The organism is Stutzerimonas chloritidismutans (assembly GCF_038562055.1).
In the GTDB taxonomy this organism is placed as follows: domain Bacteria; phylum Pseudomonadota; class Gammaproteobacteria; order Pseudomonadales; family Pseudomonadaceae; genus Stutzerimonas; species Stutzerimonas chloritidismutans_A.
The window spans coordinates 25,165-48,862 of sequence record NZ_JBCFXD010000017.1 but is presented as its reverse complement, the minus strand read 5'-3'; the positions used below and the strand labels follow the sequence as shown (position 1 = coordinate 48,862).

The following is a 23,698-nucleotide window of genomic DNA, read 5'->3' as shown; positions in this document are numbered from 1 at the left end:
TCTGTCCGTCGGGCGGGCCGGGCAGTGTTCGCCTCAGCCCACCGTCAAACATCGATTGATCAACCTCGCAACACGAACGACGGAAACAGCCGCCCCATGCGATCCCAGAGTTTTTGCTGATCGTAGGGCGCACGGCTGTCGGCGAGAGACTCATCGAGCATTCGGCCGGTACGCACGCATTGCACGGCGAACCGTTCGACACCCAGTTTGCGCAAGCGCTGCGCCATGTCCCACAGGCGTTCAGCATCGAACAGCTGCCAGTGCACGGTGGTGCGGCACTCATAGTCCACGCCGCTCGCAACAAGCGCTTCGAGACTTTTCCAGTTTGCCTCGCCACTGCCTTCGACGCCCGTGATCAGCCGGCCATGTTCAGGCAACGCCTTGACGTCGAAGCCCACCCAGTCCACCAGCGGCAGCACCTGGCGAAACAGTTTCGGCTTGATGCCGGCGCTGTGCAGTCCGATCTTGAATCCCTTGGCGCGGACCTGCTCGATGGCGTCCGGCAGGGCCAGCTGCAGGGTTGGCTCACCGCCGCTGAATACGACCGCTTCGAGCAAGCCGACCCGCTGGTCGAGGAAGCCGAGAATCTCGTCCCAGCCGCGCTCCTCGGCACCACAAGTCGGGATCAACTGCGGGTTGTGGCAATAGCGACAACGCCAGCCACAACCCTGACAGAACAGCACGCAGGCCAAGTGATCAGGGAAATCGAGCGTGGTCAGCTGCACCATGCCGCCGACCCGTAGCGCGGCGCCCATGGCTAGCGAGCCAACCCTGCAGCCTGCTCGGTGAAATGAGTCCGCTCGCGGTGCTCGGACTGCTTGCCAGGATTGAATGCCGCGACCGGGCGGTGATAGCCCATGACGCGGGTCCAGACCTCGCAACGCTGGCGTTGGGCTTCAGGCAGTTGGGTGGTTTGAGTCATGTGTCGCTCCTTCAGGGGTGGATGATTTGTTGTAGCTCCGGGATTCGCCGGTCGGCGCAGCCATAACGGTGATCGCCAGCAAGCCGGCGCCTAATGGCTGGTCCGGTTTGTATTGACGCCGGGGCGCGCAACGACCGCGCCCCAGTCACAAGAGGCTCAGACGCAGCAGCTCTGTTGTTTGGCGATCAGCGCCTCGTCGCATTTCGGGCAGAACTCGTGTTCACCGCTGAGATAGCCATGCACCGGGCAGATCGAGAACGTCGGGGTAATGGTCAGGTAAGGCAGACGGAATCGACCCAGCGCGGTGCGCACCAGGTTCTTGCAGGCCTGCGCCGAGGAAATCTGCTCGGCCATGTACAGGTGCAACACGGTGCCGCCGGTGTATTTGGTCTGCAGCTCGTCCTGCAGCATCAGCGCTTCGAACGGGTCATCGGTGAAACCCACCGGCAGCTGCGACGAGTTGGTGTAGTACGGCGCCTCGGCAGAGCCAGCCTGCAAAATCTCAGGGAAACGCCTGCGATCTTCCTTGGCGAAGCGGTAGGTGGTGCCTTCGGCCGGTGTCGCCTCGAGGTTGTAGAGGTGGCCGGTTTCTTCCTGAAAGCGCACCAGCTCTTCCCGCACATGGTCGAGCAGATCGACGGCCAAACGCCGTCCGGCCTCGGTGTGCAGGCCGTCACTGTCCTCGGTGTAGTTGCGCACCATCTCGTGCAGCCCATTCACGCCAATGGTGGAGAAATGGTTGCGCAGCGTGCCCAGGTATCGCTTGGTGTAGGGATACAGGCCGGCGTCCATGTGGTGCTGAATCACCTTGCGCTTGACCTCCAGGCTCTGCCGCGCCAGCTCCAGCAGCGCATCGAGATGCTCGATCAGCCCGGTCCAGTCGCCGGCATGCAGGTAGCCAAGGCGCGCGCAGTTGATCGTCACCACGCCGAGCGAGCCTGTCTGCTCCGCTGAGCCGAACAGCCCGCCGCCGCGCTTGAGCAGCTCGCGCACATCCAGCTGCAGGCGACAGCACATCGAGCGAACCTGATTGGGCTGCATGTCCGAATTGAGGAAATTCTGGAAGTACGGCAAGCCGTAACGCGCGGTCATCTCGAACAGGCGCTCGGCGTTCTCGCTGTCCCAGGGGAAATCGTGGGTGATGTTGTAAGTCGGGATCGGAAAGGTGAACACCCGGCCCAGCCCGTCGCCAGCCTGCATGACCTCGATGTAGGCGCGGTTGATCAGCTCCATCTCGGCCTGCAGGTCTCCGTAGGCGAAGGGCATCTCGACGCCGCCGATGTAGGGGATCTGCTCGCGCAGGTCTTCCGGGCAGACCCAGTCGAAGGTCAGGTTGGTAAAGGGCGTCTGGGTGCCCCAGCGCGACGGCACGTTGAGGTTGTAGATGAATTCCTGGATCGCCTGGCGGATTTCCGCGAACCCCAAGCCATCCTTGCGCACGAAGGGCGCAAGGTACGTATCGAAGCTGCTGAATGCCTGGGCGCCGGCCCACTCGTTCTGCAGCGTGCCGAGAAAGTTGACCATCTGCCCCAGCGCGCTGGACAGGTGCTTCGGCGGCCCGGCCTCGACCCGACCAGGAATGCCATTGAAACCTTCGTTGAGCAGCGTGCGCAGCGACCAGCCCGCACAGTAGCCGGCGAGCATGTCCAGATCATGGATGTGCAGGTCGCCCTCGCGATGGGCGATGCCGATTTCCGGGCTGTAGACCTCGTCCAGCCAGTAGTTGGCAGTGACCTTGCCCGACACATTGAGAATCAGCCCACCCAGCGAGTAGCCCTGGTTGGCGTTGGCGCGTACCCGCCAGTCTTCGCGCGAGAGGTATTCGTTCATCGACGAGGCGACGTCGACCAGTGACTTGCGATCGCGCCGCAGCCGTCCATGGCGCTCGCGGTAGACGATGTACGCCCGCGCTGTGTCGTAATAACCCGCCTCCATCAACACACGCTCGACGGCATCCTGAGCCAGCTCGACCGCCACTACCCGCTGCGGCAGACGCGCCAGGACCTGAGCAGCCAGCGCCTGGGCAGTGACCGGTTCGAATTCACCGGTCGCAAGGCCAGCGGCCTCGATCGCAGCACCGATCTTGTCCAGTTCGAACGCCACCAGGCGTCCGTCCCGTTTGCGCAGCGAAACCGGCCGATCCACTTCCCCAAGCCCCAGCATCACGCCTCCATCACCATATGTAGTTGTTAAAAAATCGTTAAGCACTAGATGGTGTGGAATGTAGGCAAAAGCGATGCAGAGCGAATTGACCATCGTCAATTCACCCCTGCCGTATTTTTAAAACAGGCTCCGAGGCATTCACGGTCGAGGATCTTGTCTGCGATCAAGGAAGCTGGGTGATGCGTGCTCCTAGGATGCAACGTCGAACAATCCCGGACAGGTACCGGCGGAGGAACCATGCTGACCGAAACATCCCTTGTTGCGGACCTCCGCCGACACCACCTGTTCAGCCGGCTGCCCGAAGCGGCGCTGCAGGAGGTGTGCGCCTCGGCCAACCTCAAGCGCGTGCCTGCGGGCGCCTCGCTGTTTCATCAAGGTGACAAGGCCGAGCGGTTCTACTTTCTGTTCAGCGGCCAGGTGAAGCTGCACCGCGTGGTCTGCGACGGGCAAGAAAAACTGGTCGAGGTAATCCGCGCCGGCGAGTCGTTTGCAGAAGCCTTGCTGTTCACCGGCGCGCCGAATTATCCGGTCAGTGCCACGGCACTGAAGGCCAGCCTGGTTGCCAGCCTCCACGGGCCGCACTACCGGCGCATGCTCGAGCAGCACCCGAGCATCTGCCTGGACATCCTTGGCACCTTGAGTATCCGCCTGCACCAGCGCCTGAACGAGATCGATACCCTGACCCTGGCCAACGCCAGCCATCGCGTGGTGCGCTTTCTCTATCAATCGCAGGAGGACGACAGCGGCGTCGTCACCCTCGATGTGCCCAAGCGCTTGATCGCGTCCAAGCTGGGCATCCAGCCGGAAACCTTTTCGCGCATCCTGCACCGGCTCATCGAGTCCGGAATGATCAGCGTACAACGCCGGCGCATCGAGATACTCGACAGTCAGGGATTGGCCGCCTATCAGGACTGAGCTGCGGCGGATTGACCCAGCTTCTTGATAGCCGTCATAGGCCATTTCCGGACTGACTCGGATACTGGCGATAGCCCTAACAGATCAGGAGAACAGCATGTCCAAACCCCGCCTGCCCCTGGTGTACGCCTGCTCGGGCTGTTCCAACGTGGCGCAACTGGCCAATACCCTCGCCGTGCGTCTGGACCGCGCCGGCCTGGCAGAAATGTCCTGCATCGCCGGTGTTGGCGGCCGGGTCAGCTCGCTGGTCAACAAGGCCAACTCCGGCAGGGCGATCCTGGCCATCGACGGCTGTCCGCTGCACTGCGCGCGTGCCTGCCTGGCGCAGCACGGCGTTGTCGCCAACGTACACATCACCCTCAGCAGCTACGGTCTGCGCAAGCGTTACCGCGAAGACTGCTCCGAGGCCGAAGCCGATGCGCTGTTCGAGGACATGCGCAACATCATCGCCAGCGACCGGATGAAACCGCGGCCCCAACTGCACTCGGTGTAGCGGCTCACCGCGGCGGCTGGGTGGGTGATGTCGGCCTGGCCGGTCAATGCTCGTTCAGGCACTGACCGGCTGCGCGCGACCTGCCAGCGCCACTTCCTCTCCCGCGCCCTGCAGCAGTTTCCATAACCATGACGGCAGCAGGTCCGGGTCCAGACTGTCGATCAGGTTCTTGATGGCCAGGCCGAGTTCGGTGTCGCCTTCGATCACCAACCGGCGACGAAAAAACAGCGTATCGGGGTCTTCCTGGCGACTGGCGAGCAGCAGAAATTCTCGCCAGTTACCACGGATGGTGACCTGAATCGGGGCCTGCTCGACGATGCGCAATTTCTGCCGCTCGCAACTCAGGCACCAGGCCAGGTTGAGGTCGACGACTTCCAGGCGCATCCAGTTACCTTCCAGTGCCTCGAAGGCATCATCAGCCAGGGGCTCAGCAAAGACCTGATTGAGGCTGCGCTCCAGCGCGATACGTTGCAGCGCGAACGGGGTTCGCGCAGCCAGCGGCAACAGATGCTCTCCGAGTTTCAACAGGTGCGCCCGAGGCTTCAGCATAATCCGGCCTCCTCGGCGCGCAGCATGCCGGGCTGGCCATGCCAGTAACCGTTGCAGCCGTCGACGGCGAGCGGTGGCAGGCCACCGTTGCGCACCGCGTCGAATGCCTGCACCACCTCGGTCATGCCCGACGCACGCGGGCTGAGCCGCAGCAGCTCGGCCCCGCTGTCGACCAGCGCCGGATAGTCCGCCAGCAGGTTGCTGACCGACGCCGACAGGGTCTGGATGCCATTGATGGTGAACAGCGCCTCGCCCTCCTGGCTCAACAGCGGGATACCTTCGGGATAGTTCTGGCAACAGAACTGGCAATCATCCTTCGGTCGATTTTCCGCGCGAGCGGTGAAGCAGCGCGCCGAATAGGCCAGCGGAAGGTGGCCGTAGGCGAAAATCTCGATTTCCGGCATGGGCACCCCGAGCTGAGACAGTTGCACGCGCGCGTCGCGGATCATGGCTCCGGAGAGTTCCACTGGCGGCACCCAGCGCTGCATGCCGCTGCTGACCAGCTCGGCCAGTGCAAGGCCGTTGTAGAGGTTGAGCGCCGGGCCACCGACGAAGGGCACGCCTCTCTCGGACAGGTACTGCACCGCGCCCATGTCATTGGCCTCGACCAGCAGCTCGCCGTTTTCGCAGAGCCGGCGCAGGCTGGACAGCTCCGAAGCCGCCTCGACCAGCGCCAGGCCGGACAGCACCAGCTGCGCCGTCGACCGCTGTTTGAGCTCGCGGGCCAGACCGAGCCAGTCGTCCAGGCCCATGTCGCGGCGCTTGGAACAGACGGTTTCGCCGAAATAGATCACATCCAGCGGCATGTCTGCCATGTCGGCATAGAAGTCCAGCGTCTGCTGGCGATCCCAATAGAACAGCACGGGGCCTAGGCTGAGTTTCATATTTGCTCCCTGAAGAGGTTCACTGCCACGCCCGGTGGTAAGCGCCAAGGGTCGTTTGCGAACCCTCCGACAAGCCGTCGAGGACGTCGCGCCAGCCGGGCTGCACGGCATAACGCTGCGGCGCCTGCAGATAGGCGTCCAGCGCCGAGCGCCAGACGCGGGTGACCTGCTCGACATAGGCGGGGCTGCGTTGCCGCCCCTCGATCTTCATCGCCGTGACGCCGATGTTGGCCAGCTCCGGAATAAGGTCCAAGGTATTCAGGCTGGTCGGCTCCTCAAGTGCATGGAAGCGCTCGCCGTTGACCATGAAGCGGCCCTTGCACAGTGTCGGATAACCGGCTGATTCGCCTTCGGCATAACGGTCAATGAGCACGTTGTTCAGCCGCGAGGTCAGCCCTTCCGGCTCCTCGCTCCAACGCACCGCCTTGGCTGGCGAACAGACGCCGCACAGATTCGGAGATTCACCGGTGAGGTAGGACGAAAGGTGACAGCGACCTTCGGCCATGATGCACAGGCTGCCAAAAGCGAACACCTCGATCGGCACCGGACTGCTGGCGGCGACCTGCTTGACCTGCTTGAGCGACAGCACCCGCGGCAGCACGGCGCGCTTGATGTTGTAGCGCTGTTGGTAGAAGGCCAGCGCGGCGGCATTGGTGGCCGAGCCCTGGACCGACAGGTGCAGATTGAGCTGCGGGTGCCGTTTGGCGGCGTAACCAAGCACGCCGGGATCGGCAGCGATCAGCGCGTCGACACCGAGGTCGGCGGCCTGATCGACCGCACGCTGCCAGCGGGACCAGCCTTGCGGCTGGGCGTAGGTGTTGACGGCAATATAGAGCTGGCGACGCTTTTCGCGGATCAGCTGCAGCCCCTTGTCGAGCTGCTTCGCATCCATGTTGAGGCCGGCGAAATGGCGGGCGTTGGTGTCGTCGCGAAAACCGACGTAAACGGCGTCGGCACCCTGCTGAACGGCAGCCTTGAGTGCGGGCAGGCTACCTGCTGGACAGACCAAGTGCATGGCAACTCCTAGACATGCGGAATCATGCGCACCCTGCCTGCGGCAAAGGTGCCCGTCCGGGCCGGACGGAAAGTCGGCAGTCTAGGTAGGCCTCCAGTGGGAGGCATTGATAAGCGTCAAGGAGGCGAAGCTGAAGAGGTGCCCTGCACAAGTTGCGCTGAGCGAAGGGACTCGCCGGGACAGGGTAAAAGGCAGCGCTGGCGCTGGCTCGGGACTGCCCAGCGATGCAAGTCCCGAGCAGACGCGTTCCCAGCGTGCGCTGCCGGGCAATCAGGCGGCCTCCGCTCGGACTGGCGTCGCGCTATATCCCTTCGTCGCCCTGAAACTCCTCGGTCGCGCGAACGACAGCGTCCCGCCAGTTGCCGGACTCTTCAGCGAGCAGACGCATCGCCTTGAGGCTGGATTCGAACGCCTGCTGATAATGCTGCGGGTTGTTCTCGCTGACGGCACGGTCGGCGTGGGCCTGGGCTTCGCTCAGCAGCTGGTTGAACTGGTCATGGTCCAGAGCCATGGAAATCTCCTGTTGGTGATAGTTGGAGCTTAGACCGCGACACCTCGAAGACAACTCACGCCGACTGGCGGAACAACCACCAGCGGCATTGCGGCTTGGTCGACCGCCTCATTTCAGTTTCAGCCGCCGCGCCAGTTTGTGCAGGTTGCTCGAATCGACGTCCAGCAACCGCGCGGCCTGCGCCCAGTTCTCACCGCTGGCCTCCAGCGCGCGGATGATCGCCTGGCGCTGGGCGCCATCGACGGCTTCGCGCAACGAGACGATCTCCTCTTCTGCGGGCGCCGGCTCGACATCGGCAGCCGGGGCGAAAGAGCTGGCGTGCTCGTTGTCCAGCGCCAGCAGGTCCGGTTCCAGCGTGAGTATTTCGCTGCGCGAGGCGCCCCGACTGAGCAACCGCAGCGCCGCCCGGCTGATCACGTGCTCCAGCTCCCGGACGTTGCCCGGCCAGCCATAGCCGAGCAATGCCCGTTCGGCAGCGGGCGACAGCCGCATGCTGCGCAGGCCCAAACGCGCACGGTTCAATTCGAGAAAGTAGCCCGCCAGAATCAGGACATCGTTGCCGCGTTCGCGCAGAGGCGGAATCGGCGCTGGATAAACCGAAAGACGGTGATAGAGATCAGCGCGGAAATGCCCGTCACGTACGCTGTCACGCAGGTTGCGGTTGGTCGCCGCGATAATGCGCACATCGACCTGACGCGGCTTGTCAGCCCCGAGGCGCTGGATTTCCCCATTCTGCAAGGTGCGCAGCAGCTTGGCCTGCACCACCAACGGCAGCTCGCCGACTTCATCGAGCAGCAGCGTGCCGCCATTGGCCGCATCGAAACGGCCAGGCCGGTCGGTGGTCGCACCGGAGAAGGCACCCTTCACATGACCGAACAGCTCGCTTTCGGCCAGCGATTCGGGCAACGCCGCGCAATTGACCAGCACCAGCGGTTTGTTGCGCCGCCGCGAGTGACGATGCAGCCAGCGCGCGAACAACTCCTTGCCTACGCCGGTTTCACCCAGGAGCAGCACCGGCAGCTCCGAGTCGGCCACCACTTCCAGCTCACGCAACAGCTCGCGGATCACCGTGCTTTGCCCGAGAATTTCGCCGTCGCCCGGCACCTGTGTGGTTTCCAGCACGTCGCTGCGTGCGAGGCGCAGACCGCGGTTTTCGTGCTCCAACCGGGTAATACGGATGGCCGCCTCGATCACCAGGGTGTAGCGCTGCAGGTCGCGCCGCGCGTCGTCGTCGAAAGTCCCTGCGTGCAGTGCATCGAGGGTCAGCGCTCCCCACAGTTTGCCCTCGACGAACAGGCTGACGCCCATGCAGTCGTGCACCGGCAAGGGTTCGCCGACATGCGCATCAAGCAGACCGTCATAGGGGTCGGGCAATCGACTGTCAGGCTCGAACCAGGTGGGCTCGCGTTGCGAGAGAATCGCCGCCAACCGGGGATGCTGAGCCACCACGAAGCGCCGCCCCAGTGCCTCCTGCACCAGCCCCACCGCCGCCAGCGGGCGCAGCGTGTCGTCATCGAGGCGTAGCAGCACTACTGCTCCACAGCGAAAGCGCTGATGCAGCGTGTGCACCAAGCGTTGCAGGCGAACCGCATTGGGCAGCTCGGTGACAAGATCGGCAAGCAGGGCTTCTTCCATCATGGTGATTACTACCCGTAAGGTTTTTTAAACCCTATACCGCCTTGGTAGATTTCACCAATCAAATTATTTTCCCTCTAATAATCAATGATTTGTCCATGGCACAGGGTTTGCTCCAGTACAAGCAACATCCACTCATGGGACGCCGCCATGACGACTGCGCTTATCGAGCAAACCCTGGGCAGCCTGGCCTGCCGGATCCCTGGTGCCACACGCGTGTTTCGCCAATACAAACTGGACTTCTGCTGCGGTGGAGACACCCCGCTGCGCGACGCCGCCATGCAGCGCAACCTCGACGCCCAAGTCATCGCAGGCGAGCTCGCCGCACTGACGGGGGAACCGGCGACGGAGCCAGACTGGCGCGGCGAGCCCGCAGGTGCGTTGATCGAATTCATCCTCGAACGCTTCCACGAGCGTCATCGCGACCAACTGCCCGAACTCATTCGCCTGGCCAGTCGTGTCGAACAGGTTCACGGCAACAAGCCGGACTGCCCGACCGGCCTCGCCGAGCACCTCTGGAGCATGCAGCAGGAGCTGGAGAGCCACATGCTCAAGGAAGAGCAGATTCTCTTCCCCATGCTGCAGCGCAACATTCAGCTACCCCAGACTCAGGGTCCGATTGCGGTGATGCGTTATGAACACGATCAGCACGGCGCCGCGCTGCAACGGCTGGCCGAACTGACCAACGACATCACCCCGCCAGCGAACGCCTGCAACACCTGGCTTGCGCTGTATCGCGGGCTCGAAGAACTGCGTGGCGATCTGATGCAGCACATTCATCTGGAGAACAACATTCTGTTCGCCCAGGCACACTGAAACGACCTCAACGCTACGGGCCAGACGGCCCGCTCCCTGCAGTACCGGAGGTGCACATGAAAGCAGTCATCCAACCCCTGGCTTGGGGCCTTGCAATGGCGTCGATGCTGGCGCTGGCCAGCGGCGTGGCACTCGACGTGGTGATCGATACCGCACAGGCGACAGGCAGTCACAACGAGCTGGGTACGCGCCCTGCTTTGCCCGCTGACATCGATCAGCGATGGACCACCGACACCGCCTCACTGCAGCGAGACCGAAAACCGCTTCGGTAAGGCATGCGCGGAAGGATCTGCATCAGCCTAATCCGGCCTGCATCAATACGCGCGCCATGGCATCTGGGCTAGGCTCTGTAAGACTTTTCACTGCGCTCTCGAAGCGGCTTCGGCCTGCCTGTTTGAGCGCAGGTACCGTTCCGCTCTGCAAACATGATTGCAGACGACTCAATTATTAGAAATTAAGGATGCCTTGCATGGTGCTTCACCGCGTACACAACCAGATTCTGCGCAGCCACCACCTGTTCGAACCCTTGAACGACGAACAGATGGACGAGCTGATGAGCGCAAGTCAGTTGCTCAACCTGGACAAGGGCGACAACCTTTTTCATCAGGGCGAACCGGCGCATTCGTTCTATTTCGTAATTTCCGGCGCGGTGAAAATCTACCGCCTCACCCCGGACGGCCAGGAGAAAGTCTTCGAGGTGATCGGCAATCGCCAGACCTTTGCCGAAGCGATGATGCTGATGGACACGCCCAACTATGTCGCCTCGGCCCAAGCTGTCTGTCCGACGCAGGTCTATCGCTTCTCCAACGCGGCCTACATGCGCCTGCTGGAAGCGAACCAGAAGCTCTCTTTCGCCCTGCTCGGCAAGCTCAGCGTACGCTTGCACCAGCGCATCAACGAAATCGAAACCCTTTCGCTGAAGAACGCCACCCACCGCGTGGTGCGCTATCTGATGACTCAGCTGGCGCGTTTGAAGGATGAAGGCAGCAGCTTCGAGCTGCCCATGGCCAAGCAGCTGATCGCCGGCCATCTGTCGATCCAGCCGGAGACATTCTCGCGGATCATCAGGCGCTTGATCGATGAGGAAATCATCACCCAGGAAGGCCGCCAGATCACCATTCTTGATCGTCAACGCCTCGAATCCTTCGAGTAACGCGCCAGCGATACACCTGCTCACCAGCCCCTCGGGGGCAGTTGGCGCAGGGGCGCGAACCTCTTGCAACTCATTGATTACCGTCAACCTCTAACAGCAGCAGTGCATGGCAAGCTGGAAGTGAACTAGAGAGGACGCTGCCATGCCCAGATGCCTGTATTGCCAGCAACCCAATCCGCCGCAGGAAGCCGAATGCAGCAACTGCGGCATGCCCCTCCCCGCCCTGGCCGACACCGCAGGGGATCGCCGTCAAAACAGATTCTTCTGGTTCTGTATCGGTCTTGCCGTGTTCTGCGCGGTGATGATCGTCTGGTTGCCCCGCAACCTGTTCTAGGCCGTTGGTAGGGTGGATCACGCCTGACCGATTTACCGGGTGGCGATTCACCGGGTGGCGATCCACCGAGCGGTGTGGTGGTGGATGTAAAGCGCGACATCCACCCTACGAATCACATGCCACATGCCCCCGAGGCAGCTTCGGGAGAATGGATAGCGGCATCAAGCTTGGTGGGCAAGAGCCGCTCGATAGATGCCTTGGTGGGCTGAAGCCCACCCTACAAAAACCGTCAGTGTGCTCCGACCGCATTGCCGGGCCATCTAGCAGAGTGGGCTTGCGTCCATCAAAGCAACGTCCTTCCAAACTGGCCAGCCTGAATACGGCGCGCCATAACTTCGTAGGGTGGGCTTCAGCTCACCGATGAATACGTCAGAGTCAAGCGAAGCAACGGCGCTAAAAAACATGGCCTCGGAACACTGCGTCAATGTCGCGGCATGAACAGGCCATGTCCGCAGCTGAACGGCGAGATATCAAGCGGCGCAAAGGCTGGTGGGCGCAAACGGAACGCCGCCCGTTTTACGCTACGGTTGCCACGCCATCTGCCCAGGCGATTAGTAGTGTGGATCACGCCTCACCGAGCCACAGGGTGGCGGTCCACCGTGTGGCGATCCACCGAGTGCAGTCACGGTAAATGTGAAAGGCGACATCCAACCTACGGCTGGGTCAGCTGTTTATATAGCTGCGGCAGGCGGAACGGTAGCTGTTGCGGCTCCTTGATCAGGGTGTAGCCGTTGGCGCCGAACATGTAGGGCAGGTAATCGCCGGCCTCCTGGTCGATGGTGATGCAGAACGGCAGCAGGCCATGGCGCCTGGCCTCGAGCACGGCTTGGCGGGTGTCCTCGACGCCGTAGCGCCCCTCATACAGATCCAGGTCGTTGGGCTTGCCGTCGGTGACCAGCAGCAACAGCTTGCGCCGTTGCTTGCACTTGCCGAGCAGCTCGGTGGCCTGGCGAATGGCTGCGCCCATGCGCGTGTAATAACCGGGTTTCAGCGCCTGGATCCGACCACGGGTGTCGTCGCCGTAACGCTGCTTGAAACGCTTGAGTTCCTGCATGCGCACTTGCTGACGACGCAGCGAGGAGAAACCGTACAGCGCGAAATCGTCGCCGACGGCAGACAGTGCTTCGCCGAACAGCAGCAGGCTGTCGGTGATCACGTCGATCACCTTGTGCTCGTCGTCCAGGTGCGCGTCGGTGGACATCGACAGGTCGGCCAGCAGCAGGCACGCCAGGTCGCGACGATTCTGCCGCTGTTCCATGAACAACCCACGCTCGGCGCACTGGCCGTGCTGGCGCTCGACGTGAAAGTCCAACCAGGCCTGCATGTCCAGCTCCGAGCCCTGGGGCTGCCCGCGCAACCATTGCCGGTCATTGCGCAGGTGTTCGAACTGCCGGCGCAGCTTGCGCGCCAGCGGGCTCAGCCGCAGCGGCAAGCCCATGGGTTCGGAACCGCGCGGCAACATCATCTGCAGGCTGACAAAGTCCTCCTGCATGCGCTGCTTGCGGTAGTCCCACTCCGGCAGCTTGAGGCCTTCGCCCAGCGGAATGTCATCCACATCGGCAGGCGGCAGATCGAGGTGCAGCTTGAGGCCGCCGCCCTTGCGCATACGCTGACGCGACATGGCGATCTCGTCGAGATCCTCGGCGACGCGTGAGGCGTCCTCGTTTTCGCTGTCATCGCCCTGGCGATCCAGCTCGACGTGCTCGGACCAGCTGAACAGGTTTTCCAGACGGAACAGCATCAGGCCGCCCTTGCTGGTGCTGTCCTCGACACGCTTGGCACGCTTGCGCATGCCTTTCTGCTCGGTCGGCGGGGCCTGCAGGTTGTTGTCCTGATCTTCCTCAGCGAGTTCGGTGGCCTGGGGCACGCCGAGATTTTCCGCCGGGTACAGCCACATGGGCAGCGGCCAGGGGGCCACTTCGCTACGCGGAAATTGCTGAACACTGCCCGGTTCCCGCAGGGCCTGGCAGATGGCACGCTCCAGCGCTGCCTCCGCGCGAGGCAGCGTGTCCGGATCTGGCCGCAGCTGCAGATGCGCTTCGACCAAGCGCGCGTAACGAGGCTGCATGGCCGGAAAACGCTCGAGGATGACCTGCGTCCAGCGTTGGTTGTCACGCGCCCAATGGCGCATCTCGCCAGCCTGCGCCGCAAGCAGCGCCAGCCAGCGATAGAGGTCCTGGTTGAGTGAAACGTCAGGGTACACCGCAAGGTTTTGTGGCAGCCGCAGGTTGCTGGCATCGCACCAGGCGACCGGCAGCTGTTTGCAGGTGCCGGCAACCTGCTGGAGCAGCGTCCGACGCAGCATAAGGTCGCGCGCGTTGGCCGCTTCGACACCAATACCGCTGGCACCGCCCATGGCGCGGAACAGCATCGACAGTGGCCGTTGCATGCTTTCCAGCGAAACGCTGGCGTCGGGAAAGTCCGGGCTGGCGCGGCGGGTGATGAAACGGTGCCAGACACTGCCGACCCACTCTTCGACTTCGATGGTAAAGGCCATGACGATCGCTCCGTAGCGGTTTGAAAACAGCAACGGCCCGCTGTGTCAGCCGGGCCGTCAGTTACATCGATGCCTTGCCTCAGGCCGCAACCGCAGCCGCGGGCACATCAGCGGTTATCCGCCCACGCTGCCTGAAGCTGCAGAGGTAGAGCACCAGCCCGATGAGGAAAAACACCCCAGCAATCAGCCGCAGCCAGAAGAACACGGCCAGTTGGTCAGCAGTGTTCATGAACGACATTGCCGCGCCATCAGCCGGGATACGCTGCAACCAGACCTGAACCACGCCAGCAGCGGTAAGGAACAGGGTGATCGCCACCATCGACAGGGTCATCAGCCAGAAGCCCCAGATTTCGATGCGTTGAGCCCGTGCATCCGGTGCTTCACCCAGGCCCCGCAAGCGCGGCATGGCGTAGCTGATCATGGTCATGACGATCATGGCGTAGGCACCGTAGAACGCCAGATGGCCGTGGGCAGCGGTGATCTGCGAACCGTGGGTGTAGTAGTTGACCGGTGCCAGGGTATGCAGGAAGCCCCACACGCCAGCCCCGAGGAACGCGGTGACGGTCGTGCCGATAGCCCAGAGTGAAGCGGCCTTGTTCGGATGCTGACGACGGCGACGGTTCACCATGTTCAGCGAGAACAGCACCATGGCGAAGAACGGCAGCGGTTCAAGGGCAGAGAAGATCGAACCCAGCCACAACCAGACCTCAGGCGCACCGATCCAGAAGAAGTGGTGACCGGTGCCAATGATGCCGGTGATCAGGGCCATGGCGATGATCACGTAGAGCCACTTCTCGATCACTTCACGGTCGACGCCGGTGATCTTTATCAGGACGAAGGCCAGCATCGAACCCATGATCAACTCCCACACGCCTTCCACCCACAGGTGCACCACGAACCACCAGTAGTACTTGTCGCGTGCCAGGTTTTCAGGATTGTAGAAGGAGAACAGGAAGAACACGGCCAGGCCGATCAGCCCCGTCATCATGACCATGCTGATGGCGGTTTTGCGGCCTTTGAGCAGGGTCATACCCACGTTGTAGAGGAAGCCCAGAGCCACCACCACGATGCCGATCTTGGTGATCGTCGGTTGTTCCAGGAACTCCCGACCCATAGTCGGCAGCAGCTCGTTGTGCGTCAGCTCGGCAAGACCGGCGTATGGCACGAAGAGGTAGCCGAGAATGGTCAGCACGCCGGCGGCGGCGAACACCCAGAACAGGATGATGGCCAGTTTCGGGCTGTGCAACTCGCGGTCTGCTTCCTCGGGGATGAGGTAGTAAGCCGCGCCCATGAAGCCGAACAGCAGCCAGACGATCAGCAGGTTGGTATGAACCATCCGGGCCACGTTGAAGGGCAGCAGCGGAAACAGGAAGTCACCGACGACGTACTGTAGGCCCATGATCAGCCCGAACAGGATCTGTCCGACAAAGAGCATCAGCGCAAACACGAAGTAGGGTTTGGCGACGGCCTGCGATTGGAATTTGAGATGCGGATTCATGATGCTCATCTCTCAGCCCTCCTTGTTTGGCGGCCAGTTATTGGTATCGATCTTCGAGGTCCACTTGAGGAATTCGGCCATATCGTCGACTTCCTGCTCGCTCAGATTGAACTGGGGCATCGACCTGCGTCCGGGCACGCCCAGCGGCTGAGCTTTCATCCACGCCTGCAGGAAGGGCTTGAAGGCCGCATCCTCACCGCGACGGACGAATACGTTGCCCAGTTCCGGCGCGAAGTAGGCACCCTCTCCGAGCAGGCTGTGGCAGCCGATGCAGTTGTTGTTTTCCCAGACCGCTTTGCCTCGCACCACTGCTTCGGAGATTTCCGACTCGTTGGATCGCTCTGGAAAGGTCTGCTCTGTGTGATAGGTCAGGCCCAGAAATACCAGGAGGAAGAACACGCTTCCTCCGAAGTAGATGTTTCTGGCCATTCCCTTGGTAAAGGTCTCGGACATGGTCGCCTCCTCATGGCGTTGGCGTGGCCAGTTTAAGAAGGGAGCTATCGAAACCTGCTTGATGGCAATCAAGAAAAACCTGAACGTGGTACTGGGTCTTTCCGGGCCGATAGCCGCCGGCGGCTGATCGGGTATCGGGCCACTTGTTGCGAGGTTTTGATTAGAACGGCAGGCAGAAAACAGGTCGTGCAGAAGGGCTTCAAGCGCGACTATGAAGTCGGCGAGAATCAAGCCGGGCGAGCGCCGACGATAGCTGCCAGCAGGGGCAGTTCGTGGGCTTGCGCAGCGTCACAGGCTCATCGCCAGCAAGATGCCGCCAGCCATTGCCATTGGCCAGCCGAGCAGCAGCAGGCGCCAGAGGCGCGGCGCATGACGCAGCTCCATAAAGCCTTCGGTAATCACCCAGGCCTTGACCAGCGCGACAGCCAGCACGGCGCCGGCGAGCAACAACGTCGAGCCGGCGTTGCCCAGCAATACGGTGGCCGTGGACAGAACGGCCAGCGCCAGCCAACACCCGATCAGCACCTTTGAAGCGGACATCACGGTCTCCTCAGTTGATGACGTAGACCAGCGGGAACAGCAACACCCAGACCATATCCACCATGTGCCAGTAGAGCACCCCCGACTCCAGCCCCGCGCAGTCCTGCGCACTGTTGGCGCGCCGACGACAGCGTTCGGCCATCCAGCCGAGGATGACCAGCCCCAGCAACACATGCAGGAAGTGAAAGCCGGTCAGGATCCAGTACAGGGTGAAGAAAGTGTTGTGCTCGAGGCCGAGCCCGAGCGATGACAGATGGCCGTACTCGTTGAGCTTGAGCACTACGTAGACACAGGAGATCAGCAGCGCGCCGAACAATAGCAATGCCCCGCGCTGCGGCCGCGCCAGGCGCACCTGCTCCACGGCCAGGGCGGCCAGCAGACCGGAGGTCAGCAGGCTGAGGGTCAGTGCCAGTCCGATCGAGCTGTCCAGCGCCGCACGGCTTTCACGAAACAACGCTGGATGGAGCACTTGAGTCACCGCGAATGCCAGGATCAGGATGGCGAAGACGGTCAACTCGGCGAGGATGAAGAACCACATCGCCAGATCACCGGGCAATCGCCGAGACAGACTGGTCCGATCAACCGAAATGGACATCGACAACATCCATCAGCGCCGCAACGGTCTGCGGGTCATCCGACAGCGGCTCGGCCAGGCACGCCATGCAGGCCTCGCGCGGGTGCATGCCGGAGCGGATCATCCGGGCGGTGAAGATCAGCAGGCGGGTCGAGGCAACTTCTTCCAGATCGTGCTGTTCGAGCCGGCGCAACGCCTGCCCAAGCTTGACCACCTGCGCCGCTAGCGCGGCATCGACCTGCGCCTCGTTGGCAACGATGCGCGCCTCCTCGGCTGCCGGCGGATAGTCGAAACGCATGGCGACGAAACGCTGCCGGGTGCTCGGCTTCATGCCCTTGAGCAGGTTCTGGTAACCCGGGTTGTAGCTCACCACCAGCATGAAGCCCGGCGGCGCTTTCAAAGCCTCGCCGGTACGTTCGATGAACAGTTCGCGGCGGTCGTCCGCCAGTGGGTGAAGCACCACGGCGGTGTCCTGCCGTGCCTCCACCACTTCGTCCAGGTAGCAGATACCGCCTTCACGCACGGCGCGGGTCAGCGGGCCGTCTTGCCACCAGGTGCCCTGGGTGCCGATCAAATGCCGCCCTACCAGATCCGCGGCGCTCAGATCATCGTGGCAGGCCACGGTGTACAGCGGCAGGTTCAGCCGATGCGCCATGTGCTGCACGAATCGGGTCTTGCCGCAGCCGGTCGGCCCCTTGATCAGCACCGGCATGCCGTGCCGCCAGGCCTGTTCGAAGAGCACCTCTTCGTTGCCTAGCGACTGATAGAACGGGGCAGTCGTCAAGCCGACAACATTTTCGGGCGCGCTCATTGGCAATACCTCACTGCAGCGGTTGGATTTGTCCACTGCCACGCTAAACGCCGCACCGCTCCCTCTCAAGCCAACCCGCGGCGAAGCTTGATTACGGTCAAGCCCGACTCGAAATGGACGACCGCACGCCTCCGAACGGCCCGTTCTGACTGCGCTTTTTCTCGCCAGGTTCGGCTTTCTTGCGCTCCCCGCGACACGACGTCACGCCTGACCCATCCCGGATCGACTCTTGATTGCCATCAAGCGCTTTCGTGCAAAGCCCACCATAGGATGCAAGCGCACACAGCAAGACCCGGGAACTGCCACATCGCCGTTACTAGCAGGAACCGCACGAAGCGGTCAGAGGAGATCACTATGAGCAAACCCATACTGGCGGGCATCATTGCCGGCTTTTCACTGCTCGGCCTGGCAGTTGCCCAGGCTGAGATGAATCCAGAAAACGCCGATGCCGCCTACAAGGGCCAAGCCTCCGCTATCGATCCGGCCAGCGCCCAGGTGGTCCATTCGCCCGGTGCTCCAGACCTGAACGCCGCTGAATTCGAGCAGGCCAAAGAGATCTATTTCCAGCGTTGCGCCGGCTGCCACGGTGTACTGCGCAAGGGCGCCACCGGCAAGGCACTGACCCCGGACATTACCCAGGAGCGTGGACAGGCCTATCTCGAGGCGCTGATCACTTACGGCTCCCCCGCCGGCATGCCCAACTGGGGCACCTCCAACGCGCTGAGCAAAGACGAAATCACGCTGATGGCCAAGTACATCCAGCACACTCCGCCGACCCCGCCAGAGTGGGGGATGGTCGAGATGAAGAATTCCTGGAAGGTGCTGGTCAAGCCAGAAGACCGACCAAAGAAGCAGATGAACAAGCTGGATCTGCCCAACCTGTTCTCGGTCACCCTGCGTGACGACGGCAAGATTGCGCTGATCGACGGCAAGAGCAAAGAAATCATCAAGACCATCGACACCGGCTATGCGGTGCACATCTCGCGCATGTCCGCCTCCGGCCGTTACCTGTTTGTGATCGGTCGCGATGCCAAGATCGACATGATCGACCTCTGGGCCAAGGAGCCGCTCAAGGTCGCCGAAATCAAGGTCGGCATCGAGGCTCGCTCGGTCGAAACCTCCAAGTTCGAGGGCTACGAAGACAAGTACGTGATTGCTGGCGACTACTGGCCGCCGCAATACACCATCATGGACGGCGAAACCCTCGAGCCGCTGCAGATCGTCTCCACCCGCGGCATGACCGTGGGCACCCAGGAATACCATCCGGAACCGCGCGTGGCGGCGATCATCGCCTCCCACGAGCACCCGGAGTTCATCGTCAACGTCAAGGAAACCGGCAAGGTGCTGCTGGTCAACTATGAGGACATCGACAACCTCACCACCACCATGATCGGCACCGCGCCGTTCCTGCATGACGGCGGCTGGGACGTCAGCCATCGCTACTTCATGACGGCGGCGAACAACTCGAACAAGGTGGCGGTAATCGACTCGAAAGAGCGCAAGATGGCGGCACTGGTCGATGTGGGCAAAATCCCGCACCCAGGTCGCGGCGCCAACTTTGTCCATCCGAAATTCGGCCCGGTCTGGGCAACCAGCCACCTGGGCGATGAAACCATTTCGCTGATCGGCACTGACCCGGACAAGCATCCCGATCAGGCCTGGAAAGTGGTCGAGACGCTCAAGGGTCAAGGCGGTGGTTCCCTGTTCATCAAGACCCATCCGAAGTCCAACCACATCTACCTGGACACCACCTTCAACCCGGACGCCAAGATCAGCCAGTCGGCAGCCGTCTTTAAAATCGACGATCTGGGCGCAGGCTTCACCGTGTTGCCAATCGCCGAATGGGCCGGAGTGACAGACGGTGCCAAGCGCGTCGTGCAACCGGAGTACAACGAAGCGGGCGACGAGGTCTGGTTCTCCGTCTGGAGTGGCCAGGACGAGCAATCAGCTATCGTCGTGGTCGATGACAAGACGTTAAAGCTGAAAAAGGTGATCAAGGACAAAAGGTTGATTACCCCAACCGGTAAATTTAACGTCCATAACACTCAGCACGACGTGTACTGAGTAAACCGGGGGGGACGCCAAGATCCCCCTCTAGCCTTGAGGAAGTAACTCATGAAAAAAGTTCTCATCCCACTGCTCGCCCTCGGCGGCGCGATGGTCCTGCAGCCCGCCGTGGCTCAGGACGGTGAAGCGCTGTTCAAGAGCAAGCCCTGCGCGGCCTGCCACAGCATCGACGCCAAAATGGTCGGCCCGGCTCTGAAAGAAGTCGCCGCCAAATACGCCGGTCAGGATGGCGCTGCCGATCTGCTCGCAGGCCACATCAAGAACGGCACTCAGGGTAACTGGGGTCCGATCCCGATGCCGCCAAACCCCGTCACCGAAGAAGAAGCCAAAACCCTCGCTGAGTGGGTTCTGAGCCTCAAGTAACACCCAGGAGGGCATCATGATCAGGTCCCGACACGCAGTATTCGGTTTGGGGCTCACTCTGGTGTCCCTCCTCCCCTTTTCCGCTGCCCTGGCCGATACGCTTACAGCCGCTCGCCAGGCTCAGCTCGAACACCTGCTGGTGCAGGACTGCGGCTCCTGCCACGGCCTGCGTATGACCGGTGGCCTTGGCCCGGCACTGACCCGCGACGCCATCGCCGACAAACCCCGCGACGCTCTGATTGCCACCGTGACCCACGGACGGCCCGGCACCGCCATGCCCGGCTGGAATGCCCTGCTCGACGATCAGGACATCGCCTGGCTGGTTGACCTACTGCGCAAAGGATACCCAAAGCCATGATGCGTCCTACCCTGTTGCTGGCCGCTGCCAGCCTGCTGCTCAGTGCCTGTGCCGGGCAACCGCTGCGCGGCACCGGTGACATGGGCGTGGTGGTGGAGCGCGCCACCGGCGCCCTGCAGATCATCGAAAGCAGCGGCCAGACACGGCTGGCGCGCGTCGAAGGCTTGGGTGATCTGTCCCACGCCTCGGTGGTGTTTTCCCGCGATGAACGCTTCGCCTATGTCTTTGGCCGTGACGGTGGTCTGACCAAGGTCGACCTGCTGCGCCAGCGCATTGACAAACGCGTCATCCAGGGTGGCAACAGCATCGGCGGTGCCATCAGTCAGGACGGCAAGCTGATTGCCGTCGGCAATTACGAACCCGGCGGCGTCAAGGTCTTCGACGCCGACACCCTTGAGCTGGTGGCCGATATTCCCGCCACGCCGCTGGCCGATGGCAGCCGCAACTCGCGTGTGGTCGGCGTCATCGACGCCCCCGGCCGCCGCTTCATCTACAGCCTGTTCGACACCCATGAAACCTGGCTGCTGGACTTCAGCCAAGGCAACAGCCCCGAGATCACCCGTTTCGAGAACATCGGCAAGCAGCCCTACGACGGTCTGCTGACACCCGATGGTCGCTACTACATTGCCGGTCTGTTCGGCGAGGACGGCATGGCCAAGATTGACCTCTGGCACCCCGACCGTGGTGTAGAGCGGATCATCGACGGTTACGGCCGCGGTGAGGAGAAACTGCCGGTCTACAAGATGCCGCATCTGGAAGGCTGGACGGTCGCCGGCAATCAGACCTTTGTCCCCGCCATCGGCCATCACCAGGTCTTGGTGATGGATTCGCAAAGCTGGAAGCAGACCGACGCCATCGATGTCGCCGGCCAGCCGGTGTTTGTCATGGCACGCCCGGACGCCCGGCAGATCTGGGTCAACTTTGCCCACCCCGACAACGGCAAGGTCCAAGTTATCGACAGCGAGACCCACGAGATCATCGCTCAGCTGGAACCCGGCCCCGCCGTACTGCACATGGAATTCACCGCCCGCGGCGACCAGCTCTGGCTGTCGGTACGCGACGGCAACGAGGTGCAGGTCTGGGACCCTTACACGCTGAAGCTGCTCAAGCGCCTGCCGGCCGACAGTCCGAGCGGCATCTTCTTCACCAGCCGCGCGCACGAGACGGGGTTGTGACATGCATATCGATGCCCTCAGCCGCCGCCTGATCGACCGCTTCCAGCACGGCATGCCGCTGTGCGCCGAACCCTACCGCGCCATGGCCGATGCGCTCGAATGCAGCGAAGACCAGGTACTGGCCTGCCTTGAACACCTGGAAAGCGGCGGCGGCCTCTCGCGCATCGGCCCGGTGTTCGAACACAGCCGCGCGGGTGCCAGCACCCTGGTGGCGCTGGCCGTGCCGGAAGCACAGCTCGAACAGATTGCGGAACTGATCAACCGCTACCCCGAGGTCAATCACAACTACCTGCGTGAGCACCGCTACAACCTCTGGTTCGTACTCACCGGGCCGGATCGTCAGCACATCGATGCGCTTTTAGCCGCAATCGAAGCGCAAACCGGGCTTGTCCCCCTCGACCTGCCCATGCAGGCGGCCTACCGCATCGACCTCGGCTTTCCGATTGGAGATACGCCATGACGTCACGCCTCAACGATTTGCAGGCACTTCAGCTGCGACGCCTGCTCGAAGCCGGCCTGCCGCTGGCCGCACGGCCCTATCAGGTGCTGGCCGAACGCATCGGCGCCAGCGAGGAGGCAGTACTTGATCAGGTCCGCCGCTGGAGCGAAAGCGGGCTGTTTCGCCGCATGGGGCTGGTCATCAAGCACCGCGCCCTGGGCTTTCGCGCCAACGCCATGCTGGTGATGAATATTCCTGACGAGCTGGTCGATGAGGTCGGCCGCAAACTTGGCCAGGCCGCAGGCGTGAACCTGTGCTACCAGCGCCCGCGGCGCCTGCCCGACTGGCCGTACAACCTGTTCTGCATGGTGCACGGCCGTGAGCGTGAGCAAGTGTGCCGCCTGATCGACAAGATGCTCGCCGAGCACGGGCTCACTGATGTACCGCATCAACTGCTGTTTAGCACACGCGCCTTCAAGCAGTGTGGCGGCCGCTACGCCCCGCCCCCCGTGCTGGAGCGCGCCCATGGATGAGCTGGACCGCCGCCTGATCAACCGTCTTCAGCATGGCCTGCCGCTGGTGCGGCATCCGTGGCAGTCACTGGCAGAAGAGCTGGGTACGGAACCACAGACGCTGCGCGAGCGCGTCCAGGCCCTGCTCGACGATGGCACTCTGACCCGCTTCGGGCCGATGTTCGACATCGAACGACTGGGCGGCGCCTTCACCCTCGCTGCACTGTCGGTGCCCGAAGAACGTTTCGACCAGGTCGCCGAACTGCTGGCGGCGATGCCTGAAGTAGCGCACAACTACCGCCGCGAGCATGCCTGGAACATGTGGTTCGTGCTTGGCTGTGCCACCCCGCAGGGCATCGCCGACGCCCTTGCGCGGATCGAAGCGCAGACCAGCTTGCTGGTCCTCAACCTGCCCAAGGAGGAGACTTACCATGTCGGCCTGCACTTCGCGGTTTGACTCGTCCGAGCGGGCCGAGCTGGCCAAACGCCTGGTTGCGCTCACCGAGGGCGGGCTGCCGCTGGTCGAGGATCCCTGGGGCTGGCTGGCCGAGCGATTGGAGATCAGTGTCGACGCCACCCTGGAGCTCCTGCAGCAGCTGCAGGCCGAGGGCGCGATCCGCCGCATCGCCGCCGTGCCCAACCATTACCGCCTCGGTTACCGACACAACGGCATGACCGTCTGGGACGTGGACGATGCCGAAATTGCCCGCCTTGGTCCGCTGATCGGCGCGCAACCCTTCGTCAGCCATTGCTACCGTCGCCCGCGCCAGGAAGGTTGGCACTACAACCTGTTTGCCATGGTGCATGGACGCAGTGCCGAGGAGATCGACGCCTATCGCGCCGAGATCCGTCAGCTGCTCGGCAGCGCCTGCCGCACCGACGAAATGCTGGTCAGCAGCCGCATCCTCAAGAAAACAGGGCTGCGTGTCACCAGTCGTCGCTAGGGCCGACACGCGTGCCCCTGTAGGGTGGGCCGGGCGGCGTTCCGCTTCAGCCCACCGTCACCATGTGCTGTGCTGGT

At 62.6% G+C, this 23,698-nt stretch carries 28 protein-coding genes; 14 read left to right on the top strand and 14 right to left on the bottom strand.

The window, feature by feature from the left end:
• Positions 1-59: 59 nt before the first annotated feature.
• From AAGW23_RS19690 to AAGW23_RS19680, 3 genes are all read right to left on the bottom strand, one after another.
• The gene (locus AAGW23_RS19690) at positions 60-755 is read right to left on the bottom strand and encodes an anaerobic ribonucleoside-triphosphate reductase activating protein (RefSeq protein WP_342407977.1); all 696 of its coding nucleotides are present in this window, start codon (positions 753-755) and stop codon (positions 60-62) included.
• A 2-nt stretch (positions 756-757) separates the two neighbouring features.
• A complete protein-coding gene (gene nrdD / locus AAGW23_RS19685; RefSeq protein ID WP_045430017.1) occupies positions 758-922 on the bottom strand; it encodes an anaerobic ribonucleoside-triphosphate reductase in 165 nt (54 codons plus the stop codon).
• 156 nt (positions 923-1,078) lie between these two features.
• Positions 1,079-3,085: a ribonucleoside triphosphate reductase gene (locus tag AAGW23_RS19680; RefSeq protein WP_342407976.1), complete on the bottom strand. Its 2,007-nt coding sequence runs from the start codon at positions 3,083-3,085 to the stop codon at positions 1,079-1,081.
• A 237-nt stretch (positions 3,086-3,322) separates the two neighbouring features.
• On the opposite strand from AAGW23_RS19680, the gene AAGW23_RS19675 reads away from it, so the two are divergent.
• Complete coding sequence (locus AAGW23_RS19675; RefSeq protein WP_102835559.1) at positions 3,323-4,000, top strand: Crp/Fnr family transcriptional regulator; 678 nt, start codon at positions 3,323-3,325, stop codon at positions 3,998-4,000.
• 97 nt (positions 4,001-4,097) lie between these two features.
• A complete protein-coding gene (locus tag AAGW23_RS19670; RefSeq protein WP_342407975.1) occupies positions 4,098-4,493 on the top strand; it encodes a putative zinc-binding protein in 396 nt (131 codons plus the stop codon).
• Between the two features lie 54 nt (positions 4,494-4,547).
• Here AAGW23_RS19670 and ubiT read toward each other — a convergent pair whose 3' ends face one another.
• The 5 genes from ubiT to norR all read right to left on the bottom strand — a co-directional run bounded on the left by ubiT (position 4,548) and on the right by norR (position 9,090).
• Entirely contained in the window at positions 4,548-5,042 is a 495-nt protein-coding gene (gene ubiT, locus AAGW23_RS19665) for a ubiquinone anaerobic biosynthesis accessory factor UbiT (protein WP_342407974.1), read from the bottom strand.
• A complete protein-coding gene (locus AAGW23_RS19660; protein WP_342407973.1) occupies positions 5,036-5,926 on the bottom strand; it encodes a U32 family peptidase in 891 nt (296 codons plus the stop codon). The genes ubiT and AAGW23_RS19660 overlap by 7 nt, the downstream gene beginning before the upstream one ends.
• 19 nt (positions 5,927-5,945) lie before the next feature.
• Positions 5,946-6,941 (bottom strand): ubiquinone anaerobic biosynthesis protein UbiU, encoded by a 996-nt coding sequence (gene ubiU, locus AAGW23_RS19655; RefSeq protein ID WP_342407972.1) that lies wholly within the window; start codon positions 6,939-6,941, stop codon positions 5,946-5,948.
• A gap of 301 nt (positions 6,942-7,242) precedes the next feature.
• Positions 7,243-7,452 (bottom strand): hypothetical protein, encoded by a 210-nt coding sequence (locus AAGW23_RS19650; protein ID WP_342407971.1) that lies wholly within the window; start codon positions 7,450-7,452, stop codon positions 7,243-7,245.
• A 108-nt stretch (positions 7,453-7,560) separates the two neighbouring features.
• Entirely contained in the window at positions 7,561-9,090 is a 1,530-nt protein-coding gene (norR, locus tag AAGW23_RS19645; RefSeq protein ID WP_342407970.1) for a nitric oxide reductase transcriptional regulator NorR, read from the bottom strand.
• Positions 9,091-9,237: 147 nt separating this feature from the next.
• On the opposite strand from norR, the gene ytfE reads away from it, so the two are divergent.
• From ytfE to AAGW23_RS19625, 4 genes are all read left to right on the top strand, one after another.
• The gene (gene ytfE / locus AAGW23_RS19640; RefSeq protein WP_342407969.1) at positions 9,238-9,903 is read left to right on the top strand and encodes an iron-sulfur cluster repair protein YtfE; all 666 of its coding nucleotides are present in this window, start codon (positions 9,238-9,240) and stop codon (positions 9,901-9,903) included.
• A gap of 56 nt (positions 9,904-9,959) precedes the next feature.
• Positions 9,960-10,175, top strand: coding sequence for a hypothetical protein (locus tag AAGW23_RS19635; RefSeq protein ID WP_234484525.1), 216 nt, complete (start codon positions 9,960-9,962; stop codon positions 10,173-10,175).
• 197 nt (positions 10,176-10,372) lie between these two features.
• Entirely contained in the window at positions 10,373-11,056 is a 684-nt protein-coding gene (locus tag AAGW23_RS19630) for a Crp/Fnr family transcriptional regulator (protein WP_102835551.1), read from the top strand.
• Between the two features lie 142 nt (positions 11,057-11,198).
• Entirely contained in the window at positions 11,199-11,390 is a 192-nt protein-coding gene (locus AAGW23_RS19625; RefSeq protein WP_102835550.1) for a DnrP protein, read from the top strand.
• A 652-nt stretch (positions 11,391-12,042) separates the two neighbouring features.
• On the opposite strand, the gene AAGW23_RS19620 is transcribed toward AAGW23_RS19625, so the two are convergent.
• From AAGW23_RS19620 to AAGW23_RS19595, 6 genes are all read right to left on the bottom strand, one after another.
• Entirely contained in the window at positions 12,043-13,887 is a 1,845-nt protein-coding gene (locus AAGW23_RS19620) for a nitric oxide reductase activation protein NorD (protein WP_342407968.1), read from the bottom strand.
• Positions 13,888-13,966: 79 nt separating this feature from the next.
• A complete protein-coding gene (locus AAGW23_RS19615) occupies positions 13,967-15,394 on the bottom strand; it encodes a cbb3-type cytochrome c oxidase subunit I (protein WP_342407967.1) in 1,428 nt (475 codons plus the stop codon).
• A gap of 3 nt (positions 15,395-15,397) precedes the next feature.
• Positions 15,398-15,838 (bottom strand): cytochrome c, encoded by a 441-nt coding sequence (locus AAGW23_RS19610; protein ID WP_342407966.1) that lies wholly within the window; start codon positions 15,836-15,838, stop codon positions 15,398-15,400.
• Between the two features lie 288 nt (positions 15,839-16,126).
• Positions 16,127-16,378 (bottom strand): cytochrome C oxidase subunit IV family protein, encoded by a 252-nt coding sequence (locus AAGW23_RS19605; protein WP_342407965.1) that lies wholly within the window; start codon positions 16,376-16,378, stop codon positions 16,127-16,129.
• 10 nt (positions 16,379-16,388) lie between these two features.
• Positions 16,389-16,973: a cytochrome c oxidase subunit 3 gene (locus AAGW23_RS19600; RefSeq protein ID WP_342407964.1), complete on the bottom strand. Its 585-nt coding sequence runs from the start codon at positions 16,971-16,973 to the stop codon at positions 16,389-16,391.
• The gene (locus AAGW23_RS19595) at positions 16,957-17,763 is read right to left on the bottom strand and encodes a CbbQ/NirQ/NorQ/GpvN family protein (protein ID WP_342407963.1); all 807 of its coding nucleotides are present in this window, start codon (positions 17,761-17,763) and stop codon (positions 16,957-16,959) included. The genes AAGW23_RS19600 and AAGW23_RS19595 overlap by 17 nt, the downstream gene beginning before the upstream one ends.
• Positions 17,764-18,117: 354 nt before the next feature.
• Here AAGW23_RS19595 and AAGW23_RS19590 point away from each other — a divergent pair, with 354 nt between their 5' ends.
• From AAGW23_RS19590 to AAGW23_RS19555, 8 genes are read left to right on the top strand one after another with little or no spacing between them, the layout of a single operon-like run.
• A complete protein-coding gene (locus AAGW23_RS19590) occupies positions 18,118-19,827 on the top strand; it encodes a cytochrome D1 domain-containing protein (protein WP_425540841.1) in 1,710 nt (569 codons plus the stop codon).
• 51 nt (positions 19,828-19,878) lie between these two features.
• Positions 19,879-20,193, top strand: a complete 315-nt coding sequence (locus tag AAGW23_RS19585) for a c-type cytochrome (protein WP_102835543.1) — start codon at positions 19,879-19,881, stop codon at positions 20,191-20,193.
• 16 nt (positions 20,194-20,209) lie between these two features.
• Positions 20,210-20,551, top strand: coding sequence for a cytochrome c (locus AAGW23_RS19580; RefSeq protein WP_342407962.1), 342 nt, complete (start codon positions 20,210-20,212; stop codon positions 20,549-20,551).
• Complete coding sequence (locus AAGW23_RS19575; RefSeq protein ID WP_342407961.1) at positions 20,548-21,726, top strand: cytochrome D1 domain-containing protein; 1,179 nt, start codon at positions 20,548-20,550, stop codon at positions 21,724-21,726. Before AAGW23_RS19580 ends, AAGW23_RS19575 begins: the two co-directional genes overlap by 4 nt.
• A 1-nt stretch (position 21,727) precedes the next feature.
• Positions 21,728-22,186: an Lrp/AsnC family transcriptional regulator gene (locus AAGW23_RS19570; protein WP_342407960.1), complete on the top strand. Its 459-nt coding sequence runs from the start codon at positions 21,728-21,730 to the stop codon at positions 22,184-22,186.
• Positions 22,183-22,698: an AsnC family protein gene (locus tag AAGW23_RS19565; protein ID WP_342407959.1), complete on the top strand. Its 516-nt coding sequence runs from the start codon at positions 22,183-22,185 to the stop codon at positions 22,696-22,698. The genes AAGW23_RS19570 and AAGW23_RS19565 overlap by 4 nt, the downstream gene beginning before the upstream one ends.
• Complete coding sequence (locus AAGW23_RS19560; RefSeq protein ID WP_342407958.1) at positions 22,691-23,134, top strand: Lrp/AsnC family transcriptional regulator; 444 nt, start codon at positions 22,691-22,693, stop codon at positions 23,132-23,134. The genes AAGW23_RS19565 and AAGW23_RS19560 overlap by 8 nt, the downstream gene beginning before the upstream one ends.
• A complete protein-coding gene (locus AAGW23_RS19555; RefSeq protein ID WP_342407957.1) occupies positions 23,109-23,621 on the top strand; it encodes a nitrite reductase in 513 nt (170 codons plus the stop codon). The genes AAGW23_RS19560 and AAGW23_RS19555 overlap by 26 nt, the downstream gene beginning before the upstream one ends.
• The last annotated feature ends 77 nt before the right edge of the window (positions 23,622-23,698 follow it).